The following is a 26,319-nucleotide window of genomic DNA, read 5'->3' on the forward strand; positions in this document are numbered from 1 at the left end:
CACAAGGCCCTCCGAGCCCCGGCCCGGAGGGCCTTGACGCACCCACCGTCCCGAACGCTGAACTCACCGGTCCCGAACGTACGACACGCCCGACCTGAACGTACGACACGCGAGGTCCGAACGTACGACTCGCGCGACCCGAACGTAGAACTCACCCGTCCCGAACGTTCGACACGACGGTCCCGAACGTTCGACTCGCGCACGCCTTCACGGGCGAGGCGCCGACGAGACCGGGTGTGCGACGAGACCGGGGCGCGCAGTTGAACACTGTGGGGTGCTCGTGGTCCCCCGTATGGCCTGGGCGCAGCCCTACCGCGCTTGTCCAGGGGGTGTCGCACGCCCTTCGCGACACCCCCTGGACAAGGGTGGTTGCCTCAGGCAGGCCATACGGGAGACCACGAGCCGAGCCCCTCCCCCGGCGGCCAGCCCAGCGGCGAGCGACAGCCCGTGAACACCCCAAGCCCGTGAACACCCCGATCAGGAAGGCTGACTGCCCCCGACCCCCGCCCCCGCCGCAGCAGCCGCCGCAGCACGACGAGCACGCGCCGCCGCCTTGGCCCGCCGACTACGCAAATACATCGCCAAAGCCAACAACAACCCCACCCCGGCCACCGCCGTGATGGGCCCACCCACATTCCCGAACGCCTTCCGCATAGCCGAGCTCTGCGTGTCGTCGGTCGTGTTCGCGACCTGACCCACCGCCGTGGACGTGCTGGTGGGCCGCGGCTCCGTGGTCTTCTTCCGCGCCTGCGGCGCACCCTCCACCAACCGCCCGACCGGATCGGCCGACGCCGAGGGCGGCAGCTCGAACCCGTAGTCCAGCAACCGCGCCGCCTGGTCGATCATCCGCACCGGCGACTGCTGCCCGCGCAGCAGCACCACGACCAGCCGCTTCCCGTTCCGCTCCGCCGCCCCGACGTACGTGTGCTGCGCGTCGTCCGTGAACCCGGACTTCCCACCCAGCGCGCCCTGGTACGTCGTGAGCATCCGGTTGTCGTTGACGACCGGCACGGTCCCCGCGCCACCGGGCGCCGGGAAGTCGATCCGCTGCGTCCGCACGGCCTTGACGAAGTCCGGGTGCTTCATCGCCTCCCGGAAGATCAGCGCCACGTCGTACGCCGAGGTCGAGGTGCCCGGCCCGTCCAACCCGGAGGGCGTCACGGCCCGCGTGTCCAGCGCACCCAGCTCGGCCGCCAGGGCGTTCATCTTCCGGATCGCCGACGGGATACCGCCCAACCTGCGCGCCAGCGCGTGGGCCACGTCGTTCCCGGAGGCCATCACCAACGCCTGGAGCAGCTGCTCCACCGTGTAGGACGCCCCGGCGCGCAGCCCGACGCACGTGCACTCCTGCGCGACGTCCTCGGCCGTCGCGACCACCGTCGCGTCCGGGGACAGCTCCTTGGCGGCCACCGTCGCCAGCAGCACCTTGATCACCGAGGCGGGCCGCTGCCGCCCGTGCGGGTCCAGCCCGGCCAGCACCGCCCCGCTGTCGAGGTCGGCCACCAACCAGTTGCTGGCCGAGATGCCGTCCGGCAGGACGGGCGAGTTCGGCGGCAGCACCAGGCCGCACTCACCGAGCCGGTCGCCGCCGACCGGGTTCTCCGGCACCTCCAGCGGACGGGGAGGCTGCTCACCGGGCGGCACCTGCTCGGAGGTGTCCACCGCGGGGGGCGGTGACACCTTGTTCTCACAGCTGGGCTGAGCTTGGAGCCCACGGGCCCGCACAGGCACGGGCTCACCCCGCAGCACAGGCACGGACTCACCCGGCAACACGGTGCCCAGCCCGCCGACCTGCGCGGGAACCGGCGCAGCAGCCGACGCGAGGGCCGGCGCGGCAGCGAGCACCGCGGTGGCCGTCAGCGCACAGGCAGCCGTGCAGGCGGCCAACACCGGGGCAACGGACCGTCGGAACGCGGAGGGTCGCACCCGTCCAGGCTAACCACCCCGGATGAGTGACCTGCACCCGCCACGTCGGATACTGCCCAGGTGAAGCTCTCCCGCGGCACGTCCGTCTTCCTGCTTGCCTTCGGGGTGTGGTCCTGGGTGATCTGGCCGACCTTCCTGCGCAACATCTGGAAGGACCCCCGCTCGTGGGACGACGGGCCGACCGGGTTCTTCACCGTCCACCTGCTGCTCGTCGTCGCGTCGCTCACGTTCGGCACGGTCATCGGCGTCCTGGGCCTGCGCGGCCTCAGGGCGAGCCGCGGGTGATGAGGCACTCCCCGAACCGAAACCCACCACCCCTGGAGGCTCCGCCGTGGAGTTCGTGCGCCTACTGCTGGTGTTCCTGCACCTGCTCGGCATGGGCATGCTCATCGCGATGTTCTTCGTCCAGCGCCGGGCGGGCGCCGACGCCCCGCTGAACAAGGGCTGGCTGCACGGCAGCGCGCTCCAGCTGCTCACCGGCGTCGCCCTGGTGGGCCTCGCCCCGCTCACCGACCAGGACTACGACCACGTCAAGATCGGCATCAAGGGCGTGGTGGTGGTCCTGATCGCGGCCCTGGTCGCGGTGAACGTGACCAAGCCGAGGCCCGCCACCTGGCTCACCCCGACCCTGGCCGGCCTGGTCGTCCTCAACGTCGGCATCGCGGTCTTCTGGACCTGACCACCGGCCGACCACCACCGGCCGACCAGCACCAACCGGTCACCACCAGCCGAGCACCGACCGGTCACCGCCGGCGGAACAGGGCCCCCAGCAGCACCCCCGCGCCCACCAACCCGGCAGCGGCGCGGGGTCCGGGCCCGGACCGCACCTCGACCACCGGCCGGATCACCGCCGGCGGCGGCGGCACGGGCGGGTCCTTCAACAGGTTCTCCGGGGCCGTCGCCGTCCAGGCCGTGATGAACAGCAGGAACTGCGCGACCAGGTTCGCGAAGAACAGCACGCCGATCACCGGCCCGAACGCCGCACCCGCCGGTGAGGCGGTGACGCTGCTCAGGTACAGCGTCCCGGCCTGCTTGAGCACCTCGAACCCGACCGCGGCCGCCAGCGCGCCCTTCAGCGCGCTCCGCCACCCCACGGGCTTGCGCGGCAGCTTCGCCAGCACCCACAGGAACACCAGCCAGTTCGCCACCAGCGCCAGCAGGATGGTGCCGATCTTCAGCAGCGCCTGGGCCCAGCCCACGCCCTCCAGGCCGATCCAGCGCAGCACCAGCTCCGCGAACCCGCTGCCCAGCGCCGTCAACCCGAACGACACCACCAGCGCCAGGCCGAGGCTGACCAGCGACAGCAGGTCCTTCAGCGTCGTCTTGAAGAACGGCCGGTCCTCCTTGGCGTGGCCCCACTGGGCCGTCAGCGCGTCCCGCAGGTTGCTCATCCACCCCAGGCCCGAGTACGCCGCGGTCAGCAGGCCCAGCACGCCCACGGTCCCCTTGGACGCGACGGCCTGCTCGACCACGTCGTTGATCGTGGCGCCCAGCGCGCCGGGCACCGCTTCCGCGATGCTCACCTTCATCTCGTCCAGCAGGCCGGGCTGCGAGGCGAGCACGAAACCGGCGACCGCGAACCCGATCATCAGCATCGGCACCAGCGACAGCACGCTGAAGTAGGTCACGGCCGCCGCGTAGTGCGCCCCGTACTGCTCCTGGTACCGCTGAACGGCACGGAACACGTGGTCCAGCCACGGCTTCTCCCGGCGCAACCGGTCGATCTTCGACTCGCCCCCAGCGCTGTCCGCCACAGGGAGAAGTTAAGGCGCGCCACGACCCCACGCCACTCAGGGAGGATCACGAATCGACCGGCACGGTCACGGATCGACCGGCACGGCTCACGCCCCGGCCAGGAACCCGATCCGCTCGTAGGTCCGGGCCAGCGTCCTGGACGCCACCGACCGGGCCCGCTCCGCACCCCGGGCCAGGACCTTGTCCAGCTCGGCCCGGTCCGCCAGGTACTCCGCGACCCGCGCCTGCACCGGCGTCACGAACTCCACCAGCACCTCGCCGAGGTCCTTCTTGAGGTCCCCGTAGCCCTTGCCCTCGTACCTCGCCACCAGCGACTCGACCGACTCGCCGGTCAACGCCGAGTAGATCACCAGCAGGTTGCTCACGCCGGCCTTGTGCTCGGGGTCGTAGACGATGTCGCGCCCGGTGTCGGTCACCGCGGACCGGATCTTCTTGGCGGACCGCTTCGGGTCCTCCAGCAGCTCCACCACGCCCGCCGGCACGGACTTCGACATCTTCGACGTCGGGTCCTGGAGGTCGTAGATCTTGGCGGTGGCCTTGACGATGTGGGGCTCGGGCACCCGGAACGTCTTGCCGTACCGGCTGTTGAACCGCTGCGCCAGGTCGCGGGTCAGCTCCAGGTGCTGCCGCTGGTCCTCGCCGACCGGCACGTGGTGCGCCTGGTAGAGCAGGATGTCCGCGGCCTGGAGGATCGGGTAGGTGAACAGGCCGACGCCGACCCCCGCCTCCTGCCGCGCGGACTTGTCCTTGAACTGGGTCATGCGGCTGGCCTCGCCGAACCCGGTCAGGCACTGGAGGACCCAACCGAGCTGGGCGTGCTCGGGCACGTGGGACTGCACGAACAGCGCCGAGCGGTCCGGGTCGATGCCCAGCGCCAGCAGCTGCGCGGCGGACAGCAGCGTGTTGTGCCGGAGCACCTTGGGGTCCTGCTCGACGGTGATCGCGTGCAGGTCGACCACGGCGTAGAACGCCTCGTGCGTCTCCTGGAGGGCCACCCACTGCCGCAGCGCGCCGAGGTAGTTGCCGAGGTGGAACGAACCGGCGGTCGGCTGGATGCCGGACAGGACGCGGGGCCGGCTCACCGGAGCGGCGGCGGTCTCGCCGGCGTTGTCAGCGGGGATCTCAGGGGCCACGGGAACGATCCTCCCAGGCCGACCAACCGCCACCGGTGGCGGGCCGCCCAATCCTCCGGCCAACCCCGCCCGACCCAACCCGGCCAACCCGACCGGCCGGCTCAGCCGGCCCGGCCCGGCCAACCCGGCCAACCCGACCGACTAACCCAGCCGGCCCACCAACCCAGGCCGGTCAGCCTCAGACCCCGGTGGCGGCCCGGGGCTCGCTCTCCTCCACCACCACCACCACCACCGACGCCGCGGTCACCAGCGCGGCCTTGCGCCGCCGCAGCAGCCCGGCCACCAGCCCCACCACACCGAAGCCCACAGCCACGATCCCGACCGGGGCGTCCAGGGAGATCGGGGGCGCCGTGATCACGTCACCGGCCGCCACGGCACCGTCGGCGGCCACCGCGACACCTCCGACGACCAGTGAAGACGCCGCGCCCAGGACCGTCCCCAAGACCGCACCGCGACCGCGCACTGCCCAGCTCCTCACCAGCACCACGCCACCCACCAAGGGGTGAAACCTCTGTTGACGGACGGCCGAGAACCTACCGAAGCTGTGACACTTGTTGGTTCGGATCGGCCGAAGCAGGGTATCCACAGCGGATCTCCCGCCGCACCACAGGGGGGTGCGGGACCACCGCCGAGAGCCCTCCACCTGGTCAAACGCGCGCCCTCGCCCGGTCCACCGCAACCCGGCCACCGCACACCCCCACCCGGTCCACCGCACACCCCGCAACCGGTCCACCGCACCCCGGCCTACCGCACGCCCTCCACCCGGCCGTACGTGGTGGTCCGCTGCCGAGCCGGCCGCCCGGCCAGCGCCGCCGTCGCCTCCAGCTGCCGCACCGTCCGCGCCGACCCGTGCTCCGACCCGGCCATGCGGCTGATGGTCTCCTCCATCAGCGTCCCGCCCAGGTCATTGGCCCCGCCCCGCAGCACCTCCGCGGTCCCCTCGTCCCCGAGCTTCACCCACGAGCACTGGATGTTGTCCACCCGCCCGTGCAGCGCGAGCCGGGCGAACGCGTGGACCGCGCGGTTGTCCCGCCGGGAGGGGCCGGGCCGCGCCACGCCCGCCAGGTAGATGGGCGCGTTGCGGTGCACGAACGGCAGCCCCACGAACTCGGTCAGCCCACCGGTCCGGTCCTGGAGGCCGGCCAGCACCCGGAAGTGCCCGAGCCAGTGCCCGGGGTGGTCGACGTGCCCGTACATCATCGTGCTGGACGACCTGAGGCCCACCTCGTGCGCGGTGGCGACCACGTCCAGCCAGGTCGCGGCGGGCAGCTTGCCCTTGGTCAGCACCCAGCGCACGTCGTCGTCCAGGATCTCGGCGGCGGTGCCCGGGATGGAGTCCAGGCCGGCGTCGCGCAGCTCGGTCAGCCACTCCCGCACGCCCACGCCCGCCTTGGCCGCCGCGCTGACGACCTCCATCGGGCTGAACGCGTGGACGTGCATCCCCGGCAGGGCCGCCTTGATCGCCCGCACCACGTCGGCGTAGTAGGTGACGGGCAGCTTCGGGTCGATGCCGCCCTGCATGCACACCTCGGTGGCGCCCGCGTCCCACGCCTCCCGCGCCCGCTGCACGACCTCCTCCACCGAGAGCCGGAACGCGTCGGCGTCCCGCTCGCGCTGCGCGAAGGCGCAGAACCGGCAGCCGACGTAGCAGACGTTGGAGAAGTTGATGTTGCGGTTGACCACGTAGGTGACGTCGTCGCCGACCACCGAGGCGCGCAGCTCGTCGGCGAGCCGGGCCGCGGTCTCCAGGACCTCGCCCTCCGCGGTCAGCAGCGCCAGCGCCGCGTCGGTGTCCTCCAGCAGCCGGGCCGGGTCGTCCGCGGCGATCGACAGCGCCCGCTTGGCGTCCTCGGGCAGCCGCGCCACCGCGCCCCCGTCACCGCTCCCCGGCACGCGCAACGAGGCCCAGTCGCCGTAGACGCTGTCGAAGTCCCCGCGCCGGTCCGCCGCCCGCCCCTCGGTGTCGATCGCGGTGTTCAGGTCGGCCCGCCCGTAGGTGTCGAGCCCGCCGTCCGGCTCCTGCCACTCGCGGCCGACCACCGGGGCGTCGGCGTCGGCCAGCCCCCCGGGTCCGGCGAGCGCGGCGACGTGCCCGGCCAGCCGGGTGTCGATCCACTGCCCGGCGGGCGCGGTGACGTAGCGCGGGTAGACGGCCAACCGCTCCCGCAGCTCGAACCCGGCCTCACGCGTGCGCTCGACGAGCGCCTCCACCTGCGGCCACGGCCGCTCCGGGTTGACGTGGTCGGGCGTCACCGGCGACACGCCGCCCCAGTCGTCGATACCCGCGCGCAGCATGAGCCCGAACTCCCCGCCGACCAGGTTCGGTGGCGCCTGCACGCTCGTCGACGACGGCATGACCAGCCTCGCCACCGCGATCGTGGCGGCCAGCTCGCGCAGGTCGGCGTCCGGCATCCCGCGCATCGCGGTGTCCGGCTTGGCCCGGAAGTTCTGGATGATCACCTCCTGCACGTGCCCGTACTGCCGCGCCACGCCCCGCATGGCCAGCAGCGACTCGGCGCGCTCGGTGATCGTCTCGCCGATGCCGATCAGGATGCCGGTGGTGAACGGGACGTTGACCCGGCCCGCGTCCGTGAGGACCCGCAGCCGCACCGCGGGCTCCTTGTCGGGGCTGCCGTGGTGGGGACCGCCCTTGTCCCGCCACAGCCGCTCGGCGGTGGTCTCCAGCATCATCCCCATGCTCGCCGCGACCGGTCGCAGCCGCTGGAGCTCCTCCCAGCTCAGCACGCCGGGGTTGAGGTGGGGCAGCAGCCCGGTCTCCTCCAGCACCGCGATGGCGCAGGCCCGGACGTAGTCGAGGGTGGACGAGTAGCCGCGCGCCTCCAGCCACTCCCGCGCCTGGGGCCAGCGGTCCTCGGGCCGGTCGCCCAGCGTGAACAGGGCTTCCTTGCACCCCTGCGCCGCCGCCCGCCGGGCGATGTCCAGCACCTCGTCGCGCTCCAGGAACGCGGCGGGCAGCCGGTGCGGGACGGTGGCGAACGTGCAGTAGTGGCAGCGGTCCCGGCACAGGCGCGTCAACGGGATGAACGCGTTGCGGCTGTAGGTGACCACCCCCGACCGCCCCTCGGCCAGCAGGTGGGCGTCGCGCACCCGGCCCGCGGCGTCGAACAGGGCGTCCAGGTCCCCGCCGCGGGCGTGCAGCAGCACGGCGGCCTCGGTGACGTCGAGGACCGCCCCGTCGGCGGCGCGGCGCAGCGCGCGGCGCATCGCCGCCGGGCTGGGCGTCGGTTCGGGCGGGGTGATCGAGATGTCCACGGCCACGACAACGACCTTAGGTGCCGAGAATTCCCGATCGACCCCGGAGTGACCTCCGGCACCACCGCTCGGCACGTGAACCCGGGCGGGTTCACCCGACAGAACCGACCGACCCACCCCGCCCGATCACGGCACTGGGCTCCGCACCGCTCGCCGCACCACCCCAGCGCCCCTCGCCCAGCCCCCAGCGCCCCCGGCCCAGCGCACCCGGCCTCCGCCCGGCGCCCCAGCGTCACCGCCCAGCACACCCCCACCCAGCGCTCACCGCACCGGGCTCCGCCCCGCGACCACCAACTCGGTGTTGCGGTCGACCACCGCCCCCACCGCCGCCGGATCGGCGTGCAGGTCGTTGAACGCGAACTCCCGCGCCAGCGAGGCCAACCCGCGCGGCGACCGGTCACCGTAGTCCGCCGCGTAGGGCGCGTCCCCCTCCACCAGGGTCGTGAACAGCGACAACGTGCCGTCGGCGTTGTCCACCAGCTCGATGACCCGCGCGTGCTGCGGGTGGTCGACGTGGGCGGCGGTGTTGATCTCCCAGAACGCGCGCTCGCCGGTGCCGTGCGGGACGATCCGGTTCTCGTGGGTGTGGCCGTTGACCCACGCCACCACGTTGGGGAAGCGCCCGAGCAGGTCGACCAGCGCGTCACCGCCCAGGCGCGGGTCGAGCGGGCGGCGGCGGTCCGGCAGCAGGTTGTCCATGGTCCAGCTGCTGTGGTGGCTGAACAGGACGAACAGCTCGTCGGTCACGTCCTGCCGGCGCCGGAGCCCGAGGACGTCGTAGTAGCGGGAGCTGTTGCGCTTGAGGACCCGCTCCAGCCACAGGTACTGGTGCAGGCCGATGGAGCCCTCGGAGAAGCCCCCCGTGGTCGTGGTGTCGAGGCTGACGCCGGTCACGCCGGGCGCGATGCGGAAGGTGTAGAAGACGTCCACGCCGTCCGCGTTGTCCTGGGTGAACCCGTGCCCGTGCGGTCCGGGCCCGGTGTGGCGCGGGTCGAGGTGGGCCTGGACGAACTCCGCCGTGGTGAACGGCCTGCGGCGCGCGTCCGGCGTGACCCGGCGGACCACGCCGCCGCCGCCCGCCGACGACACCAGCGCGGCCAGCGCGTCGGGGATCGCCGCCGGGTCGGTGAACGCCCTGGCCACGCGGGTGGCCGTGGTCGCGTCGACGCCCACCACCTTGCGGTCGGAGGTGTAGAGGGCGTCGATGAACGGGATGCCGTCCGGGAGCGTGCCGACCACGCTGTCGTCGTGGTTGCCGAAGGTGCAGTACCAGGGGACGCGCAGCCCCGGGCTGTCGAACGGCCGGATGGCGGCGTCGAGCAGGCCGGGCACGACCGGGAAGCCCCTGGCCTTGTAGTCGTCGACCAGCGCGGAGTGCGGGTTCCAGTAGGCGGCGACGCCGGAGTCCTGCACACCCTCGTAGCGGGTCGGGTCGCCGGTGTTGGCGGTGATCCGGCCGCCGTTGAGCACGGTGAGGAACCAGTCCAGCTCGACCAGCTCGTGGTTGTCGGTGTTGTCGCCGGTGGTCACCACGAGGTCGATCGGGCGCCCGGTGAACGGCCCCGCGCGCAGCTCGTCCACCTTGCGCACCAGCGCGGCGGAGGTGTGCTGGGCGAGGGTCTCGTGGGCCCGGAACGCCCCGGCGCCGAGCAGCGGGTGGGTGTACTCGAACCGCGCGGGGCTCTGGGTGTCCACCATGTGCATGTCGGTGAACTGCACGAAGCAGGCGAGCGGCACGCGCCGGTCGGCCCGCCCCGCCCCGGGCGGCGCCAGGTCGGACCGCACCACCACGGGCCACCCCGGTCCGGCCTGCAACCTGCGGTAGCCCTGGCCGCCCAGCGGCAGCGCCGCCACGTCGAGGGTCGTGCCGGTGGTGGCGGCCCAGGCGGGCCCGCCCCACAGCAGGGTCGCCCCCGCCGCGCCCGTCGCCTGCAAGAACCGCCGCCGGCTGATCCCCATCGACCGCTCCCCACGTCTCGGTTGTCGTGAAAACTTCTCACGATTCCGTGGGTGGGTCACCAACACCGCGTGAAGTGCGGCCGAACGAGCGAAGGCGTTCGTCGGGTGGATCGGTTCCGCGCGGGGCCCGTTCCGCACCACGCGGTCGCCCAGAGGACCGGTCGCGGACGTCAGCCGAGCCCCGCGGGCTCCCCGCTCCCCGCCCCACCCGACCCGACCCGGCGTCGTCAGCCTCCTGCGCCGGGCTCCCCGACTCCGGCTTCCCCCGCTTCGGCTTCCGCGCCGAGGACGTCCCCCCGGTACCGGGCCAGGTCAGGTCCGTCAACTTCTCCAGCAACCCGAAGATGTCCACCGCGGGCGACCTCCGACTCTCGGCAACGACGTACGACCACGGTATCCACGGCCCCACCCCACCCGACGCCGTTCCGCGAAGGTCGACCTCAGCCGTACACCACGGTCACCGGCGCGTGGTCCGACCACCGCTCCCCGTAGGTCGCCGCCCGCTCCACCACCGCCGACGCCGCCCGAGCCGCCAACCCCTCCGTCGCCACCTGGTAGTCGATCCGCCAGCCCGAGTCGTTGTCGAACGCCTTGCCCCGGTAGGACCACCACGTGTACGGCCCCACCGCGTCCGGGTGCAGGGACCGCACCACGTCCACGTACCGGGCCTCGCCGAACACCCGGCCCAGCCAGGCCCGCTCCTCGGGCAGGAACCCGGCCGACTTCTGGTTGGTCTTCCACGACTTCAGGTCCTCGGGCCGGTGCGCGATGTTCCAGTCCCCGCACACCAGCACCTCCCGCCCACCGGCGGCGGCCTTGTCCCGCAGCTCCACCAGGTACGGCAGGAACGCGGCCATGAACCGCTCCTTCTCGTCCTGCCGGGGCGTGCCGACGTCACCGCTGGGCAGGTAGAGCGACGCCACCACGACGTCCGGCAGCTCGACCTCCACGTACCGCCCGGAGTGCTCGAACTCCGGCGCCCCGAACCCGATCCGGACCGCCTCGGGCGCCACCCGGGTCAGCACCGCGACCCCGTTGCGCCCCTTCACCTCGGAGTGCGCGTGCGCCACGTGCCACCCCTCGGGCGCCCGGTCCTCCTCGGCCAGCTGCCCCGGCTCGGCGCGCACCTCCTGGAGGCACACCACGTCCGCCGACGTGGCCGCGAGCCACTCGCGGTAGCCCTTCTTGGCGGCCGCGCGCAGCCCGTTGACGTTGACGGTCGAGACAGTCAGCACGTCCCGCAGCCTAACCACGCTCCGCGACCGCCCACCCGCGCGGGTGGGGCGGTCCCGCACGCCGCCCACGACCTCACGAGCAGTCGCTGTCCCTGGTCGGCACGACGAACTCCTCCTTCGCCCACCGCCCCTCGGACAGCATCCGGAACCCGTTCTCCACCCGCCGCTCGGCCGCCACCACGAAGTCGCGGCGCATGGTCGACACGATCGGCTGCGTGTCGGCGGGCCCCGACCGCACGTTGAGGATGTCGGCGACCACGGTCACCCGGCACTCCCCCGTGCCCGCCCCCTCCGCGCCCAGCTTCTCGCCACCGTTGGCGACGTACATCAACCCGGCCGCGGCCAGCACGCCGAGCACGACCATCCCCCGCACGGGAACACCCAACATCACGCCTCCAGGCACCTCATCTGAAGTGCAGATATAGCGCCGGGAGGGCCTGAAGAACGGCCGGCGGGCCAAATCCACCCCGGAGGCGAACCGACCAGGTGACACCGCCGACCGACGATCACAGAAGAGACAGCCGCGGCAGCGGCGATTCACGGCAGACCGGCCACGCGCGGCCGGTCCACCCGCCGCGAAGCCGGAGGGCCCGGCCGCGCGAACGCGACCGGGCCCCCGGGAGCCGGAAGAACCGCGGAAGAGCTCAGCCGGCCATCTTCTTCTGGAGGTTCTCGTCCAGGGTGCCGAGGAAGTCCTCGGTGGTCAGCCACTCCTGGTCCGGCCCGACGAGCAGGGCCAGGTCCTTCGTCATCCGGCCGCTCTCGACGGTGGAGATGATGACCTGCTCCAGGGTCTCGGCGAAGCCGGTGACCTCGGGGGTGCCGTCCAGCTTGCCGCGGTGCTTCAGGCCACCCGTCCACGCGTAGATCGACGCGATCGGGTTGGTGGAGGTCGGCTTGCCGGCCTGGTGCTGGCGGTAGTGCCGGGTCACCGTGCCGTGGGCCGCCTCGGCCTCGACGGTCTTGCCGTCCGGCGTCATCAGCACCGACGTCATCAGGCCGAGCGAGCCGAAGCCCTGCGCGACCGTGTCGGACTGCACGTCACCGTCGTAGTTCTTGCACGCCCAGACGTAGCCGCCCTCCCACTTCATGGCCGCGGCGACCATGTCGTCGATCAGGCGGTGCTCGTAGGTCAGGCCCTTGGCGTCGAACTCGGCCTTGAACTCCTCCTCGAACACCCGCTGGAAGATGTCCTTGAAGGCGCCGTCGTACGCCTTGAGGATGGTGTTCTTGGTGGACATGTACACCGGGTAGTCGCGCTGCAACCCGTAGGAGAACGAGGCGCGCGCGAAGTCCTCGATGGACTTGTTGAAGTTGTACATGCCCAGCGCCACGCCGCCGTCGGGGCCGTAGTTGGCCACCACGTGCTGGATCGGCTCGCCGCCGTCCTCGGGCGTGAAGGTGATGGTCAGCTGACCGGCGCCGGGGACCTTGAAGTTCTGCGCCTTGTACTGGTCGCCGTGGGCGTGGCGGCCGATGATGATCGGCTTGGTCCAGCCCGGCACGAGCCGCGGGATGTTGTTGATGATGATCGGCTCGCGGAACACCACGCCGCCGAGGATGTTGCGGATCGTGCCGTTCGGCGAGACCCACATCTTCTTCAGGCCGAACTCCTCGACCCGCGCCTCGTCCGGGGTGATGGTGGCGCACTTCACACCCACGCCGTGCTGCTTGATGGCGTTCGCGGCGTCGACGGTGACCTGGTCCTCGGTCGCGTCCCGGTGCTCGATGCCCAGGTCGTAGTACTCGAGGTTGACGTCCAGGTACGGGTGGATCAGCTTGTCCTTGATGAACTGCCAGATGATTCGGGTCATCTCGTCGCCGTCGAGTTCGACGACGGTCCCCTGAACCTTGATCTTGCCCATACTCCGGGCGCTCCTCTCGCAACAGTGCAAGCAAGACAAGCGTACTGCTATGTCGGGCTGCTTGCGTCCACCTGGGGCCGAAAAGGGAACGGCGTCACACCTCCGGGCCGGGTGGCCGGTGTGGTTCCGGTGCCAATACAACCAGCCCGGCGGCCGGGCCGCGCCCCGGGGCGACACTCGAACACGCGTTCGTCGATCAGCGGCGCGCCGGGCGTCCGGGCCGCTAACCTCGACCCGGTCGAGTGATCAAGTCGCGGGATCGAGGGGGCAGCCTTGTCGATGGGTCCGACCCATGCCATGAGTGGTCTGCTGGCCTGGGCGGCGGTGACCGCGCTCGCCGACGAGCACCCCGTCGGGCAGCTCACCCCGCAGAGCTGGGCGGTCGGCGCGGTGCTGGCCACCGGCGCCGCCCTGCTGCCCGACCTCGACCACCCGTCGTCGAGCATCTCGCGGACGTTCGGGCCGATCAGCCAGGCCGCGTCGGCCCTGATCAACACCACCAGCGCGTTCGTCTACCGCACCACGCGCACCCGCAAGGACTCCAAGCGCGACGGCGGCCACCGCGGCCTCACCCACACCCTGGTGTTCGCCTTCGCCGCCGCCGTGTTCACCACGGCGGTGGTGCAGCAGTCGCAGAAGTGGGCGCTGCCCGCGCTGATGTTCGTGTTCGCCGGCCTGGCCGTGCGCGGCATCATGAACGACTGGTGCCCGAAGAAGGACGCCCTGCTCATCACGGGGGTGTCGGCCGGCATCACGATCCTCTGCCTGGCGTGGACCGCGCAGACCCCGGCCAGCGCGGCGGCGTGCGGGCTGGCCGTGGGCATCGGGTGCGTGGCGCACTTCCTGGGCGACGCGATCACCGAGCAGGGCTGCCCGATCCTGTGGCCGATCCCGCTCGGCGGCAAGACGTGGTTCCCGGTGGCGCCGCCGAAGGTCATGCGGATGCAGACCGGCGGCAAGGTCGAGCTGGCCGTGGTCGCCCCGGTGATCACCGGCCTGAGCATCTGGCTGTCGGCCGCGGCGCTCCAGCGGATCGGCGCGCTGCCGTTCCTGGACTCCTTCGACCTGCTCCCGGGGTGAGCGTGGGCCGGACGGGGTCACCGAGGGGTGCTCGGGAAAGGTCCGGACAACGGCCATTCGGCGGCTACCACCACGTCACCCGATCGGAGTAGCCTCCTCGCACCCCGTCCCGCGTTGACCCGCGTCGAGGAGACCCTGTGCCCGAATACCAGTGCGACAACGTTGTCCAGGTCGCCGGATGACCACCTGGCTCGGCCTGGACGCCGGTCACGGCGACCCGGCCACGGCGGACGCCGTGGCGGTGTCGCTGTACGAGACGCTGCTGTTCCACGCGCACGTGGTGTGCGTGCACGCGGTGGAGGACCACCACGCGCTGTCGTTCCGGCTGGCCGAGCAGCCGTCGGAGAACACGCTCTCGACGCTGGTCGAGCGCGGCTACGGGGTCGCCGTGCACAACGGTGACCTGCAACGCCTGACGGGCCCGACCGGGCTGACGCGCGGCGCCCTGCGGGCCGCCCTGGCCCACCGCGACCGGCGGGAGGGCCGGGCGCTGCGGTTCCCGGGCCAGCGCACGCTGCGCGGTCGCTACGGGGTGTCGGACATCATCGCGTTCAGCGCGATCGAGGAGGTCCTGCCGCACGGCATCAAGAGCGTCGACGCCCGCGGCGACCTCCAGCCGTTCTTCGCCAACGGCCGACTGGTGCTCCAGGCCCGGTGACGGGGGTCGACCGGCACGCCGTCAGCCCGGGTGGGCGCCCGCGGTGCCCTTGAAGGCCATCCGGTAGTCGTCGCCGCACACGTCGCGAGTCGCCGTGGGCGCAGGGGTGCGACACCCCGGGTGACCCGGCGACCCGAACCCGGCCGGCGCCGGCCGGCTCGACCACCGGCGGCTCGACCACCGGCGGCTCGGACCCCGCGGACCAGGCCGGACTCGAACCGGCGTACTCCCTCCCGGAGGAGGGCGCGTCAACCACTGCGCTACCTGGTCCCGAGCCGGGCCGGAGTCGAACCGGCGTACTCCCTCCGAGCAGGAGGGCGCGACGACCACTGCGCTACCGGGCTCAAGGCGACAACCCTAACCATTCGGACCGCTTTTCAGACAGTGCCGCTAAGGTCTGCCGCGTGCGCGGGGTCGACTACTACGAGCTCCTCGGTATCGGTCGCAACGCGTCCGAAGCGGAGATCAGGTCCGCCTACCGCTCCCTGGCCAAGGTCATGCACCCGGACGCGGGCGGGTCCTCCGGCACCTTCCGCATGCTGCAAGAGGCATATGACACCCTGCGTGACCCGGCCCGCAGGCGCGACTACGACCGCGGCTGGACCCACACCCGGCCGGGCGCCCGACCGACCTCGCCGACCCGGCCGCCGCGCTCGGCGCGGACCGGGCGGGCGCGCAACCTCGGCGACGACCCCGACTTCGTACCTCCGAAGCCCGTGGTGGACCTCGGCGGCATCGCGTGGTGGCACCTGGTCGACGTGGGGCAGCGCGTGCGGTACGCGCCGATCGCGGGTCCCGGGCACGCGCCCGCGCTGGCCGCCGTGTGCGGCTGGGTCCTCCTGCTGCTGCCGGTGGTCGTGGTCGACTTCTCGCCGCTGGCGCTGGGCGCGTGGCTGCTCGTGGTGGCCGCCGCGGCGACCGCGGTGTTCCGGCTGGCCCGGCGGTACCTGCGGGCGGTGCGCGAGGACCAGGCGTTCGCGCGCGAGCACGACACCGCCGTGGTGCACGGGACCACCGACGACCGGGTCTGCGAACGCCTCACCGCCGACCTGCTCAACCGCTACCTGACCCGCCTGCCGGGCGCCCGCGTCTTCCACGGCCTGGCGTGGCCGGGGTCGGTGTTCGCCGACGTCGACCACGCCGTGCTGTGCGGGCGGCGGCTGGTGCTGATCGAGTCGAAGTCGTGGCTGCCCGGCCACTACGAGGCCGAGGACGACGGCGCGCTGTGGCGCAACGGCCACCCGTTCCGGGGCGGTGGCACGCGGTTGCCGCGCAGCCTGGCGGTGTACCGGAAGCTGCTGCCGTGGCTGGACATCCGCTGCGCCCTGCTGGTGCACCCGAGCCGGGCGGGCGCGGTGACCGCGGAGCAGCCGGCGGACGCCGTCGTCCCGCCGATGACGCCCGCCCAGTTCGTCGAGGAGATCGGCGACTGGCTGGCCGAGGACCCGGCCGCGGTGGACCGGGAGGCGTTGCGCCTGCTCCTCGACCAGGTCGTGCCGATCACCCGCGCCTAGCGGGCCCTCAGTAGACGCCCATCTCCCACAGCGAGTAGCCGTAGGGCGTGGCGCGCTGGAACGCGTACAGCTTCACGTACCGGGCGGTGGCGCGGACCGCCACCTCGTCGGTGCCGCCGTCGGCCGCGTAGTCCTCGTGGACCGTGGTCCACGTGGTGCCGTCGAGGGAGGTCTGGAGCTGGTACTGGCGCGCGTGCGCGGCCTCCCAGTCGAGCCTGATCCGGCTGATCGCCCGAGCCGAGCCGAGGTCGACCCACAGCGAGTGCTGGTCGGTGTGGGCGCTGCTCCAGCGCGTGGCGGGGTTGCCGTCGACCGCGTGGGCGGCCGGGTGCGCGGCGCTCTCGGTGGCCGTCGAGTGGGCGGGACGGCCCAGAGCCAGGTTGGCGCCCGGGTTCGGGGCGAGTTGCCCCTGGTTGACCACGCGGGGCGAGGCGTAGGTGGCGCGGACGGCGCTGTCGGGGTTGAGCGCCTTGTCGTCGAAGAACTCGGGCCAGGCCATGAAGTAGGTCCAGTCGGGCTGGGACGCGAGCTCCTGCGGCGACGGCACCCGGCCGACCTCGGCCAGGGCCAGCGGCTTGCCGTTCGCGATGGTCCTGAGGGTGTCGTAGTAGGTGGTGGAGGGCCAGAAGTCGTTCCACGCGTCGAGCGACACGACGTCCACGTAGTTCGCGCCGGGGTAGTAGTCGGCGATGCGGGCGGGGTCGAGGTCCTTGACGTTCCAGACCCAGGCCATGCCGGTCAGCCCGCGCGTGCGGACCAGGTGGTCGTAGGTGATCTGGTAGAGCTTGCGGCTGCCGTTCGCGCCCGGCCGGCCGCCCCACCACGCCCACGGGTCGTTCATCTCGTGCAGCGGCCGGAACAGCGGTTGCACGCCCGCGTCCAGCAGCTGCCGCAGGAACGGCACGGACTCGTCGAGGCGGGCCTTCCAGGCGTTGTTGAGCGCCGTGCCGCCGGTGACCAGCTGCGTCCACTGGGCGTCGGTGAGCCGGTCCCGCACGCCCGCGTCCCAGCCGCAGCTGACGCCGCGCGTGGGCGGGCAGACGTGCCAGGTCAGGGTGACCAGGGAGCCGTTGCGCCACTCGGTCTTGGCCTGGTCGACCATGCGCTGGCGGTTGTTCACGTCGTCCTGCGCGAACAGGAGGTCGCCGCCCCACAGGCCGGGGTAGACGCCGGTGATCGCGTGCACCTTGGCGGTGTGGCGGGCGGGGTCGGAGTTGGGCTCCTTGTTGTGCATACCGGTCACCGTGCGGGTGCCGCTGATGCGCTTCAGGTAGTCCACGACGGGAACGGGCGGTGGTGCCGCCGAAACCGGCGGCGTGATCGTGACCAGCAGCAGGACTGCCAGCAACAGGGCTGTGCGCACTGCTTCCTACCTTCCTCGAGGTGGCGGCCTTCGGAGGAACGGCGACGGTCTTCGGACCGTAGCGATTAACCGGTTAAGCAGTCAACCGTTCGGCCCATGTCCTTTTGCCTCCCGGACCGTTAGGTTTCGGCGGACCGGCGGGCGTGAGGAGCGGGATGAAGATCGACGTCTTCAACGAGATCCAGGACCCGCGCCCGTGGCGGGACGGCCACCAGGGCGCGCGGTTCGCCGAGGCCCTGGAGCAGGCGCGCCTGGCCGACGCCCTCGGCTACGGCTGCTGGTGGCAGGTCGAGCACCACGGCGCCGAGGAGTTCAGCCTGTCGTCCGCGCCGGAGCTGCTGCTGGCCGCGATCTCGCAGCACACGTCCCGGATGCGCCTGGGCCACGCCGCGGTCCTCGCCCCGGCCCGCTTCAACCACCCGATCCGGGTGGCCGAGCGGGCCGCGACCCTCGACCACCTCAGCGGCGGGCGGCTGGAGCTCGGGCTGACCAGGTCCACCGCCCCGGAGTGGCGCCTGTTCAACATCGACCCCGACGACGTGCGGCGGCAGGCGCAGCAGGCGTTCGAGATGATCCCCCGGATGTGGACGTCGGAGCGCTTCTCGCACTCCAGCGAGGACTTCGAGATCAACGACGTCCCCATCGTGCCCAAGCCGCTCCAACAGCCCCACCCGCCGCTGTGGCAGGCCGCCGCCAACCCCGCGTCGTTCGAGGAGGCGGGCCGCCGCGGCGTCGGTGTGCTGGGCACGACCATCTGGGAGTCGGTCGAGCGGGTGCGCCGGATGGTCGACCTCTACCGCTCGGCCGCCGCCGCGTGCACCTCGCCGGTCGGCGCCCGCGTCAACGACCAGGTCGCCTTCTTCACCTTCGTGCACTGCGCCGAGACCGACGAGCAGGCGATCCGCAACGGCGCCGTGGCCGCCGCCGCCTGGTACACCGTCAAGGCGCTGACGTTCTTCGAGGCGGCCGACGCGTTCGCGGAGAACATGCGCCACCAGGAGGAGCTGCTGAACTCCCCCGAGGGCGGCGGCCTGACCGGGGACTTCCTGCGTTCGGAAGCCGCCGCCGCGACCGGGCCGACGCAGGCGCAACTGGTCATCGGCCGGGTGCTGCGGGGCGAGGACGTGACGCCGGAGGAGATCTTCGAGGCGCTGAACGAGCAGGACTCGCTGATCGTCGGCAGCCCGGAGACGTGCCGGAAGAAGATGAAGGTCTACGCGGATCTCGGCATCGATCGCCTGATGACCTTCCACCAGGTCGGCGGGTTGAAGCACGAGGACGTCATGCAGAGCCTGCGGCTGGTCGGCGACCTGATCCCGGAGTTCGACCGGTGAGCGGGTGGCACACACGGAAGTCCCGCCGACTCCGCTGCCCGTGCCCATCACTCGAACTGCGCCTGCTCGGTCTCGTCGACGGCATCGCGAACACCTCGGCCCATGGCCTGCAGCACGAGTTCGGAACGGGGTGATCCCATGTCTTTCGCCAACCGACCCATCAGCTCCGGGTCGTCCAGGATGCGAAGCAACTCGGTGATGCCCTTGCCGTCGAGCAGAACCGGTATGTGCGACCCCAGGAGCCACGCTCCTGCTGGTGAGAGGTCGTAGTCGAACTTCTCGAACGCGTCGTAGTCCTCGCCGTAGAGCCGATCCTCGTACTTCCCGGACGAATACCACTCGATCATCGTCGCCAAGTCGAGCGCGTCACGGGTGTCGTCGCGATGGCGATCTCGCCAAGCGAAGATCTTCAGAAGCGCGAGCGCCGGGATCGACGGGATCCTGACCGTGACCCCGTCCGGCAGGAGCACCGTCTGCGCGGTACCCACCGCTTCGCGGAAACCGAGGACGTTCATCGCGTGGTCGTCGGGCCACGTGATCGTCCGGTCCTCCTGTTCTATGCCGCCGTAGGGCACCACATCGACCTCGGTGCCCTCGACGATGAACTTGTGCGCGCTGTTGCCGCACCGGTCGAGTTTCCGCACCAGGCTGCCGAATTCATCCCAGGAGCCGACCTCGGCCGCGATGTCGATGTCCCGGGTCTGGCGCTGGGGACTCCCGCCCAGCAGGTCGAACGAGATGAGCGAGCGGGCGGTCGCCCCCACGACCAGGTAGTGCACCCGCGCTTCGCGCGCCGCTTCATCGATTCGCGCCAGCACCTTGGCGGCCCGCAGGACCTCACAGTCGGTCGAGGCCCGCAAGTCGATCGTCACTGATCCTGATCCTGTCCGCGTGTTCACGCTGGCGAGGGTCGCCGGAGGCGAGGAGATCAGCGTAGATCAACGTGGACGGCACGATCCACGGCTGCCCTTCCACGGTCCAGAACCGTCGTCGCACGTGGATGTTGCCCGCTTGTTGTTCGGCGCGCACCAATCGACGCTTGCCGATCAGCGAGCGCGGCCGCTCGTCGGCGTAGAGGGTGAGGGTGGCCGGGATCAGGTGCGGGTCGAGGACGCTCGCACCGGCTTCCCCTCCCACCTGGACGTTGAACCGCGTCAACTCATCTTCCGAACCCCGCCACCACGAGATGTCCGGGGCCTCGAAGTCACCGAGGAACAGCGCTGGTGAGAGTCTTGTCGAATACGCCTCCGACCACCGGTTGAGCAGTTCTCCCGCCCTTGCCAACCTGCGTTCTCCCATCACCTCGTACAGGTAGCCCGCCTTGGCGAGATCGTCGACGACCGCCTGGGCCGTGCCGAGCGAGACCCCGCTGGCGCTCGCAAGCCCCCGCAGCGGCTTTCCGACCATCGACGGCCAGCTCAGCAGGACGAACCCGACCTGTAGACCCGCACGGCCGAACGCCTTGCTCCCGCGCGACGGGGAACCGCCGGTGCGCCCGCCCGCTCTGCGGCGCCCCCGGACGTCGATGAGCACGTCACCCCAGGCGATGTGGGCGTTGCCCGCCTCGTCGACGTAATCGATGCCCCGCTTGCGCAGCAGGTCCGCGGCCTGCTCGGTGATCGAGCGGGCGACGACCAGCGTGGGCAGCGAAGCGTGTGGGTGGAGGGCCGTCGCGAGCTCGGCCGGCACAGCCCGCGTGACCACGACGGCGTACGTCCGAGCCGCACCCGACGCCCGACTGACGCGGGCCACCACGTCAGCCTCCTCGTCCGCCTCCTCGTCCGCGGCGCGCCGACCCACCCGCACGTCGACCTCGAGGCCGAGCAGGTGCAGCCGCTCCCGCAGCTCGGCCGACGAGGCGCGCTCGTTCAAAATTCCTACATGTTCATTTTCGCTGAACATGTGTCAATCTTGAACGCAGGGGCGGGCAACCGCAAGTTCGCCCAGTTCAACAACATGGTCGACCCAGCTGATGGCAGGAGCACGGCAGCGCCGTGCTCGGTACACCCGGCGGAAATCTGAAAGTTCTTCGTCACCCTGGCCGTCCCCCTGCTGGTCACCGGCCTGGCTCCCGCCACCGCCCCGGCAACCTCCAGCTGCCCGGCCCCGAAGGCGGCAACGTGTCCACGGGCTGATCGCGGCCGGTTAGAGTCCCGGCGTGCAGCTGCCGGGACTCTCCGACCTCACCCCGCTGGGCCAGGGCGGGTTCGCCACCGTCTACCGCGCCCGCCAGGTGCAGCTGAACCGCGAGGTGGCGGTCAAGATCGACAACCGGGTGCTGCGGACCGAGCGCGACCGACGGCGCTTCCTGCGCGAGGCCCACGCCGCCGCCCGCCTCTCCGGTCACCCGCACGTGGTCTCGGTGCACGACGCCGCCTTCACCCCCGACGGCACCCCCTACCTGGTCATGGAGCTGTGCGCCGGTGGGTCGTTGGCCGATCTGGTGAAGCGTGAGGGGCCGCAAGCACCGGAACGGGTGCGGCGGCTCGGCACCCAGCTCGCGGACGCCCTGGCGGTCGCCCACGCGGAAGGCGTGCTGCACCGCGACATCAAGCCCGGCAACATCCTGCTCGACCGGTACGGCACCGCGAAGCTCGCGGACTTCGGCCTGGCCGCCCTGCTGGACGCCGAGGGCTCCAGCACCGTCACCCGCGACTCGCTGAGCCCCAGCTACGCCCCGCCCGAGGCGTTCGCGATGGCCCACCCGACGCCCGCCGCGGACGTGTACTCGCTCGCCGCCACCCTGTACGACCTGCTCGCGGGCAAGCCGCCGCGGCCGGTGCCGTGGCCCATCGAGTCGTTCGACCACCTCGGGGAGGTGCTGCGCTCCCCCGTGCCGCCGGTGCCGGGCGTGCCGCGCGACCTGCACGAGGCGCTGGTGCGGGCGCTGGAACCCGACACCGCGCACCGGACGCCCAGCGCCGCCCGCCTGCGGCAGGAACTCAGCGGGCGGGCTGCGTCGCACACGCCGCCGTACGCCGGCCCGAACACACCCCAGGCCGGCCCGAACACACCGCGAGGCATCCCGAGCGGGCCGCCACACCCGCGAAGCGGGCCGCCACAGGCCCCGCAGTACATCGCGCCGGCGTTCCCGACCTCACCCCCGCCGACCACCCGGCAGCCCTGGCCGCTCGTCCTCGGCGCGGCGGCGCTGGCCGCGGCGGTCGCGCTCGGCACGTGGTGGTGGACGACCAGGGACACCGGCGGAACCGCCGCGAGCAGCACCACCGACGTCACACCGGCCGCCGCCGACCCGCCGCCCCCGTTCCTCACCGGGTGCGACACGGGCTTCTGCGTCGCCGAACCCACCTGCTACCACGGCATCAACAACTTCGGCGGCCAACCCGCCACCGCCCGCCGCGCCGCCGACTGCTCGGTCGAGCACTTCTGGGAGGCGTTCGCGGGCGGTTGGCTGTCCGGGTCGGTGCCCGCGGTGACCAGCGACGACCTGGCGCGGGCGCCCGAGGTCGCGAACGTGTGCACGCCCGCGGCGATGAAGGCCAACACCCGGCCGACCGTGGACACCTCCACCTGGGAGATCACCGCGGTGGGCTTCACCGAGGGCGACCGCTCCCACTTCCACTGCCTGGCCTCCGAACCCGGGGCCGGTCAGGTGACCACGAGCGCCTTCGGCCCCTGAGCAACTCGACCAGCACCGCACTACGACATCCGTCGAAGTTCGACGAACCTCGTACCGTGGCCGCATCCGGCCGCGCGGCGATGAGGGCCTCTCACCCGAACGAGCGATAAACCACTTGCCCCGCTTCCTAGGGTTGACAGACGTGCGCGCCTACGCCCTCCTAGCGCTGGCCGGATTCCGCAGGTACTCCACCTACCGACAGGCGATGTTCGCCGGCATGGCGACCAACGTCGTCTTCGGCATGCTCAGGCTGGCCGTGCTGGCGGCGGCGGTCTCCTCGGGCCCGATCGCCGGCTACGACCTCGCCGCCGCCTCCACCTACACCTGGCTGGGCCAGGGCCTGATGGCGTTCGTCGTGCTGGGGGGCGACAGGCAGCTCTCCGAGCGCATCCGCACCGGTGACGTCGTGGTCGACCTCTACCGGCCCTGGCACCTCCAACTGGCCCTGTTCGCCGAGGACGTCGGCCGGGGCGCGTACGCGCTGGTGGTGCGGTTCGCCCCGCCGGTCGCCTTCGGCGCCCTGCTCTTCCCCTTCCGCTGGCCCGAGCCCGCCGCGGTCCCCGCGTTCGCGGTCAGCCTGGTGCTGGCCCTGACCACCAGCTTCGGCCTGCGGTTCCTGCTCAACGCCACCACGTTCTGGCTGCTGGACAACCGCGGCCTGCACGGCCTCTACACGCTGGGCACCTGGCTGCTGTGCGGCCTGGCCGTGCCCCTGGCGTTCTTCCCGGACTGGGCGCGCACCGCGCTGTGGTTCACGCCCTTCCCGGCCGTGCTCCAGGCCCCGATCGACGTCTTCCTGTCCGCCGCTCCACTGTGGACCACGCTGGCGCACCAGGCGTTCTGGGCGGTCACCGTGATGGCGGCGGGCCACCTGGTGCTGCAACGCGCCGTGCGCCGGGTGGTGGTGCAGGGTGGCTGAGCGCGTCTACCCGAGGCTGATCGCCGCGCGGCTGCGCGGCCAGGCGTCCTACCGGGCCTCGTTCGCCCTCCTGTGCGTCGCCTCCGCGCTGAGCCAGTTGGTGGAGCTGGCGGTCATCCTGGTCCTGTTCAACCGGGTCGACGCGCTGGGCGGGTTCTCCGTCGACGAGGTCGTCCTGGTGTACGCGCTGGCCGGTGTCGCGTTCGGCCTCGCCGACCTGGTCGCGGGCCAGTTGGACGAGCTGCCCACCCACCTCCGCACCGGCACGTTCGACGTCCTGCTGCTGCGCCCGCTGAGCACGCTGGCCCAGGTCATGGCCTCCGACCTGCACCTGCGGAAGATCGGCCGCACCCTGGCGAGCGCGGTCGTGCTGGTCTACGCGCTGGTCCACAACGACATCGCGTGGTCGCCGCTCACCGCGCCGCTCGTCCTGGTCGCGCCGATCAGCGGCGCGGTCATCTTCTCCGCCGTCTGGGTGATCGCCGGCTCGATCTGCTTCTGGCTGATCGACGGCCAGGAGCTGGCCAACTCCGTGACCTACGGCAGCAGCGCGTTCACCTCCTACCCCGCCACCGTCTACGGCCCGTGGCTGCGGCGCTTCTTCGCGTTCGTCGTGCCCGGCGCGTTCGTCGCCTACTACCCCGCGCTGGCCCTGCTCGACCGACCGGACCCGCTCGGCGGCCCCGCGCTGCTCGGCTGGGCGTCACCGCTGGTGGCGGCGGTCACCGCGGTCGTGGCGGGCCTGGTGTGGCGGTTCGCCGTCCGGCACTACCGAGGGACTGGATCATGATCGAGGTGCGGGACCTGCGCCGCGAGTTCACGCTCACCACCAGGACCGGCCGGTTCCGGCGGGAGAAGCGCGTGGTGCGCGCGGTCGACGCGGTGAGCTTCGACGTCGCCGCGGGCGAGGCGGTCGGCTACGTCGGCCCCAACGGGGCGGGCAAGTCGACCACCATCAAGGTGCTCACCGGCATCCTGGTGCCGACCTCCGGGCACGTCCGGGTGTCCGGTGTGGACCCGTCGCGGTCGCGCCGCGAGCTGGCCCGGCGCCTCGGCGTGGTGTTCGGCCAGCGCAGCCAGCTCTGGTGGGACCTGCCCCTGCGGGACAGCTTCGACCTGCTGCGGGCCGTCTACCGGGTGCCGGGGCCCGACCACGCGCGGCGGCTGCGGGAGTGCGCGGACCTGCTCGACCTCGACCCGTTCCTGGACACCCCGGTCCGCCAGCTGTCCCTCGGCCAGCGGATGCGCGGCGAGGTCACCGCCGCCCTGCTGCACGGTCCCGAGCTGCTGGTGCTGGACGAGCCGACGATCGGGCTCGACCTGGAGTCCAAGGAGCGCCTGCGCGAGTTCCTGGCCGAGCTCAACACCCGGCGCGGCACCACCCTGCTGCTCACCACGCACGACCTGGACGACATCGAGCGGCTGTGCCCGCGGCTGGTCGTCATCGACCGGGGCACCGTGCTGGCCGACGGGCCGCTGGCGGCGCTGCGCGCCGAGGTGGCACCCGAACGGGTGCTCGTGGTGGACCTGGAGCGGCCGGTGGCCGAGCTGACCGGGCTGCCGGGCGTGACCTCGACCAGGGCCGAGCTGAACGGGATGCGCCACCACCTGGTGTTCCGCCGGGCGGAGACCACCGCGGCGGCGCTCATCGCGGCCGTCGCGGCGCGCACCGAGGTGCACGACATCTCCGTGGAGGAGCCGGAGATCGACGACGTGGTGCGGCGCCTGTACGCGCGCCGGTAGAGGGGGTCTCGCCCACATCGGTAGAGTCGGGCGAAACGGTCACCGCCCAAGACGGTCACCGCCGAAGAACGGGAGCCACTCATGCGCGCAGGTCGTCCGATCGCCACCCTCGTGCTGGCGCTGGGCCTCGCCGGCGCGGTCTCCGGGTGCGAAGCCGTGCAGAGCGCACAGGACACGGCCAACCAGGTCGGCCAGGCCGCCGACAAGGCGCAGCTGTGCATCGACGCCCTCAAGCTGGCCGGTTTCACCCCCGACGCGACCGACCCGCAGAAGGCCCTGGAGGAGACCCAGCAGAAGGCCCAGGAGCTGAACGACCTCGCCGCCAAGGCGGGTGACGCCACGCTCAAGGACGCCATCGACGGCGTGGCGGGCACCATGAACCAGGTGACCCTGGAGGACCTGAGCCCCGCGAACATCGCGACCTGGTCGCAGCAGAAGCTGGACCAGGTGGCGAAGCTGTCCACCGCCTGCGCCTGAGCGGAAGAACCACCCTGTCGGTACCTTCGGAACAGTCCTACGCTGTGACGCACCGGAGGTGTTGCAGATGTACGCGACCGTAGGTGACCGGTTGCACGTCCACAGCCGCGCGGTGGGCCTCGACGAGACGATCGGCGAGATCCTGGAAGTGCGCGGTTCCCGGGGTGCGCCGCCGTACCTGATCCGCTTCTCCGACGGGCACGAAGGGCTGGTCTACCCCGGCCCGGAGAGCCTGGTGGAGCCGCGGGTCCCCGAATCGCCCAGGCTTGAGGACGCGACCCCGGCGCGGTAGGCGGCGCCGGGGCGGCACGGCGGGGCACGACCCCCACCGCGCGAACCCGCCCGCGCCCGGGGTCGGCTGTCCGAAGTGGACCCGACGGCCCCGCCGCGGTGGCCCCGCCCGGTGCTCCTCCCCGAAAGGCACGCGCCCGATCAGCTGAATCCA

24 protein-coding genes and 2 tRNA genes are annotated in these 26,319 nt (G+C 72.0%); 12 read left to right on the forward strand and 14 right to left on the reverse strand.

Annotation, left to right across the window (positions count from 1 at the left end; genetic code table 11):
- Positions 1-477: 477 nt before the first annotated feature.
- Positions 478-1,926, reverse strand: coding sequence for a D-alanyl-D-alanine carboxypeptidase family protein (locus ACFP3R_RS09710; protein ID WP_380634805.1), 1,449 nt, complete (start codon positions 1,924-1,926; stop codon positions 478-480).
- A gap of 60 nt (positions 1,927-1,986) precedes the next feature.
- On the opposite strand from ACFP3R_RS09710, the gene ACFP3R_RS09715 reads away from it, so the two are divergent.
- Both ACFP3R_RS09715 and ACFP3R_RS09720 read left to right on the forward strand, forming a co-directional pair.
- The gene (locus ACFP3R_RS09715; RefSeq protein WP_380634807.1) at positions 1,987-2,211 is read left to right on the forward strand and encodes an SCO4848 family membrane protein; all 225 of its coding nucleotides are present in this window, start codon (positions 1,987-1,989) and stop codon (positions 2,209-2,211) included.
- Between the two features lie 46 nt (positions 2,212-2,257).
- Complete coding sequence (locus ACFP3R_RS09720; RefSeq protein WP_380634809.1) at positions 2,258-2,605, forward strand: hypothetical protein; 348 nt, start codon at positions 2,258-2,260, stop codon at positions 2,603-2,605.
- Between the two features lie 64 nt (positions 2,606-2,669).
- On the opposite strand, the gene yhjD is transcribed toward ACFP3R_RS09720, so the two are convergent.
- From yhjD to ACFP3R_RS09760, 8 genes are all read right to left on the reverse strand, one after another.
- Positions 2,670-3,680 carry an inner membrane protein YhjD gene (yhjD, locus tag ACFP3R_RS09725; protein WP_380634811.1) on the reverse strand — a complete coding sequence of 337 codons (1,011 nt, stop codon included), beginning with the start codon at positions 3,678-3,680 and terminating at the stop codon, positions 2,670-2,672.
- A gap of 87 nt (positions 3,681-3,767) precedes the next feature.
- Positions 3,768-4,814, reverse strand: a complete 1,047-nt coding sequence (gene trpS / locus ACFP3R_RS09730) for a tryptophan--tRNA ligase (RefSeq protein WP_380634812.1) — start codon at positions 4,812-4,814, stop codon at positions 3,768-3,770.
- Between the two features lie 178 nt (positions 4,815-4,992).
- Positions 4,993-5,205: a hypothetical protein gene (locus ACFP3R_RS09735; RefSeq protein ID WP_380634814.1), complete on the reverse strand. Its 213-nt coding sequence runs from the start codon at positions 5,203-5,205 to the stop codon at positions 4,993-4,995.
- A gap of 353 nt (positions 5,206-5,558) precedes the next feature.
- Positions 5,559-8,093 (reverse strand): bifunctional FO biosynthesis protein CofGH, encoded by a 2,535-nt coding sequence (locus ACFP3R_RS09740; RefSeq protein ID WP_380634816.1) that lies wholly within the window; start codon positions 8,091-8,093, stop codon positions 5,559-5,561.
- A 255-nt stretch (positions 8,094-8,348) separates the two neighbouring features.
- Positions 8,349-10,046 (reverse strand): TIGR03767 family metallophosphoesterase, encoded by a 1,698-nt coding sequence (locus ACFP3R_RS09745; RefSeq protein ID WP_380634818.1) that lies wholly within the window; start codon positions 10,044-10,046, stop codon positions 8,349-8,351.
- Positions 10,047-10,486: 440 nt separating this feature from the next.
- Positions 10,487-11,281 (reverse strand): exodeoxyribonuclease III, encoded by a 795-nt coding sequence (locus ACFP3R_RS09750; RefSeq protein ID WP_380634820.1) that lies wholly within the window; start codon positions 11,279-11,281, stop codon positions 10,487-10,489.
- 73 nt (positions 11,282-11,354) lie between these two features.
- Positions 11,355-11,669 (reverse strand): SH3 domain-containing protein, encoded by a 315-nt coding sequence (locus ACFP3R_RS09755; protein WP_380634822.1) that lies wholly within the window; start codon positions 11,667-11,669, stop codon positions 11,355-11,357.
- A 256-nt stretch (positions 11,670-11,925) separates the two neighbouring features.
- On the reverse strand, positions 11,926-13,146 hold the full coding sequence (locus ACFP3R_RS09760) for an NADP-dependent isocitrate dehydrogenase (RefSeq protein WP_380634824.1): 1,221 nt from the start codon (positions 13,144-13,146) through the stop codon (positions 11,926-11,928).
- Between the two features lie 279 nt (positions 13,147-13,425).
- Here ACFP3R_RS09760 and ACFP3R_RS09765 point away from each other — a divergent pair, with 279 nt between their 5' ends.
- Both ACFP3R_RS09765 and ACFP3R_RS09770 read left to right on the forward strand, forming a co-directional pair.
- Entirely contained in the window at positions 13,426-14,226 is an 801-nt protein-coding gene (locus tag ACFP3R_RS09765; protein ID WP_380634826.1) for a metal-dependent hydrolase, read from the forward strand.
- A 178-nt stretch (positions 14,227-14,404) separates the two neighbouring features.
- A complete protein-coding gene (locus ACFP3R_RS09770; protein WP_380634828.1) occupies positions 14,405-14,884 on the forward strand; it encodes a hypothetical protein in 480 nt (159 codons plus the stop codon).
- Between the two features lie 198 nt (positions 14,885-15,082).
- On the opposite strand, the gene ACFP3R_RS09775 is transcribed toward ACFP3R_RS09770, so the two are convergent.
- Both ACFP3R_RS09775 and ACFP3R_RS09780 read right to left on the reverse strand, forming a co-directional pair.
- Positions 15,083-15,155: transfer RNA gene (locus ACFP3R_RS09775), tRNA-OTHER, on the reverse strand.
- Positions 15,156-15,229, reverse strand: a tRNA-Ser gene (locus ACFP3R_RS09780). It abuts the tRNA gene before it with no gap.
- Between the two features lie 59 nt (positions 15,230-15,288).
- Between ACFP3R_RS09780 and ACFP3R_RS09785 the strand changes: the two genes are divergently transcribed.
- Positions 15,289-16,398 carry a J domain-containing protein gene (locus tag ACFP3R_RS09785; protein ID WP_380634830.1) on the forward strand — a complete coding sequence of 370 codons (1,110 nt, stop codon included), beginning with the start codon at positions 15,289-15,291 and terminating at the stop codon, positions 16,396-16,398.
- A 7-nt stretch (positions 16,399-16,405) separates the two neighbouring features.
- Here the strand turns inward: ACFP3R_RS09785 and ACFP3R_RS09790 are convergent, their stop codons facing one another.
- Positions 16,406-17,761: a glycosyl hydrolase gene (locus ACFP3R_RS09790; RefSeq protein ID WP_380634832.1), complete on the reverse strand. Its 1,356-nt coding sequence runs from the start codon at positions 17,759-17,761 to the stop codon at positions 16,406-16,408.
- A 155-nt stretch (positions 17,762-17,916) separates the two neighbouring features.
- Between ACFP3R_RS09790 and ACFP3R_RS09795 the strand changes: the two genes are divergently transcribed.
- Positions 17,917-19,095, forward strand: coding sequence for an LLM class flavin-dependent oxidoreductase (locus tag ACFP3R_RS09795; protein WP_380634834.1), 1,179 nt, complete (start codon positions 17,917-17,919; stop codon positions 19,093-19,095).
- A 47-nt stretch (positions 19,096-19,142) separates the two neighbouring features.
- On the opposite strand, the gene ACFP3R_RS09800 is transcribed toward ACFP3R_RS09795, so the two are convergent.
- Entirely contained in the window at positions 19,143-19,967 is an 825-nt protein-coding gene (locus tag ACFP3R_RS09800) for a nucleotidyl transferase AbiEii/AbiGii toxin family protein (RefSeq protein ID WP_380634836.1), read from the reverse strand.
- Entirely contained in the window at positions 19,933-20,997 is a 1,065-nt protein-coding gene (locus tag ACFP3R_RS09805; protein ID WP_380634838.1) for a type IV toxin-antitoxin system AbiEi family antitoxin, read from the reverse strand. The genes ACFP3R_RS09800 and ACFP3R_RS09805 overlap by 35 nt, the downstream gene beginning before the upstream one ends.
- 256 nt (positions 20,998-21,253) lie before the next feature.
- Here ACFP3R_RS09805 and ACFP3R_RS09810 point away from each other — a divergent pair, with 256 nt between their 5' ends.
- From ACFP3R_RS09810 to ACFP3R_RS09835, 6 genes are all read left to right on the forward strand, one after another.
- On the forward strand, positions 21,254-22,735 hold the full coding sequence (locus tag ACFP3R_RS09810; protein WP_380634839.1) for a serine/threonine-protein kinase: 1,482 nt from the start codon (positions 21,254-21,256) through the stop codon (positions 22,733-22,735).
- 142 nt (positions 22,736-22,877) lie between these two features.
- Complete coding sequence (locus tag ACFP3R_RS09815) at positions 22,878-23,654, forward strand: ABC transporter permease (RefSeq protein WP_380634841.1); 777 nt, start codon at positions 22,878-22,880, stop codon at positions 23,652-23,654.
- Complete coding sequence (locus tag ACFP3R_RS09820) at positions 23,647-24,444, forward strand: ABC transporter permease (RefSeq protein WP_380634843.1); 798 nt, start codon at positions 23,647-23,649, stop codon at positions 24,442-24,444. The genes ACFP3R_RS09815 and ACFP3R_RS09820 overlap by 8 nt, the downstream gene beginning before the upstream one ends.
- Positions 24,441-25,397, forward strand: coding sequence for an ABC transporter ATP-binding protein (locus ACFP3R_RS09825; RefSeq protein WP_380634845.1), 957 nt, complete (start codon positions 24,441-24,443; stop codon positions 25,395-25,397). Before ACFP3R_RS09820 ends, ACFP3R_RS09825 begins: the two co-directional genes overlap by 4 nt.
- Positions 25,398-25,478: 81 nt before the next feature.
- Entirely contained in the window at positions 25,479-25,874 is a 396-nt protein-coding gene (locus tag ACFP3R_RS09830) for a bacteriophage spanin2 family protein (protein ID WP_380634847.1), read from the forward strand.
- Between the two features lie 67 nt (positions 25,875-25,941).
- Positions 25,942-26,166, forward strand: coding sequence for a DUF1918 domain-containing protein (locus tag ACFP3R_RS09835; protein WP_380634848.1), 225 nt, complete (start codon positions 25,942-25,944; stop codon positions 26,164-26,166).
- The last annotated feature ends 153 nt before the right edge of the window (positions 26,167-26,319 follow it).

The organism is Saccharothrix lopnurensis (assembly GCF_042658445.1).
GTDB classification, from domain to species: domain Bacteria; phylum Actinomycetota; class Actinomycetes; order Mycobacteriales; family Pseudonocardiaceae; genus Actinosynnema; species Actinosynnema lopnurensis.

Excerpts from the sequence above, each read along its gene's own strand:
- ACFP3R_RS09745 (WP_380634818.1), bottom strand. The coding sequence starts at position 10,046 with ATGGGGATCAGCCGGCGGCGGTTCTTGCAGGCGACGGGCGCGGCGGGG.
- ACFP3R_RS09755 (WP_380634822.1), bottom strand. The coding sequence starts at position 11,669 with ATGTTGGGTGTTCCCGTGCGGGGGATGGTCGTGCTCGGCGTGCTGGCC.
- ACFP3R_RS09760 (WP_380634824.1), bottom strand. The coding sequence starts at position 13,146 with ATGGGCAAGATCAAGGTTCAGGGGACCGTCGTCGAACTCGACGGCGAC.
- ACFP3R_RS09765 (WP_380634826.1), top strand. The coding sequence starts at position 13,426 with ATGGGTCCGACCCATGCCATGAGTGGTCTGCTGGCCTGGGCGGCGGTG.
- ACFP3R_RS09770 (WP_380634828.1), top strand. The coding sequence starts at position 14,405 with ATGACCACCTGGCTCGGCCTGGACGCCGGTCACGGCGACCCGGCCACG.
- ACFP3R_RS09795 (WP_380634834.1), top strand. The coding sequence starts at position 17,917 with ATGAAGATCGACGTCTTCAACGAGATCCAGGACCCGCGCCCGTGGCGG.
- ACFP3R_RS09805 (WP_380634838.1), bottom strand. The coding sequence starts at position 20,997 with ATGTTCAGCGAAAATGAACATGTAGGAATTTTGAACGAGCGCGCCTCG.
- ACFP3R_RS09825 (WP_380634845.1), top strand. The coding sequence starts at position 24,441 with ATGATCGAGGTGCGGGACCTGCGCCGCGAGTTCACGCTCACCACCAGG.
- ACFP3R_RS09830 (WP_380634847.1), top strand. The coding sequence starts at position 25,479 with ATGCGCGCAGGTCGTCCGATCGCCACCCTCGTGCTGGCGCTGGGCCTC.
- ACFP3R_RS09835 (WP_380634848.1), top strand. The coding sequence starts at position 25,942 with ATGTACGCGACCGTAGGTGACCGGTTGCACGTCCACAGCCGCGCGGTG.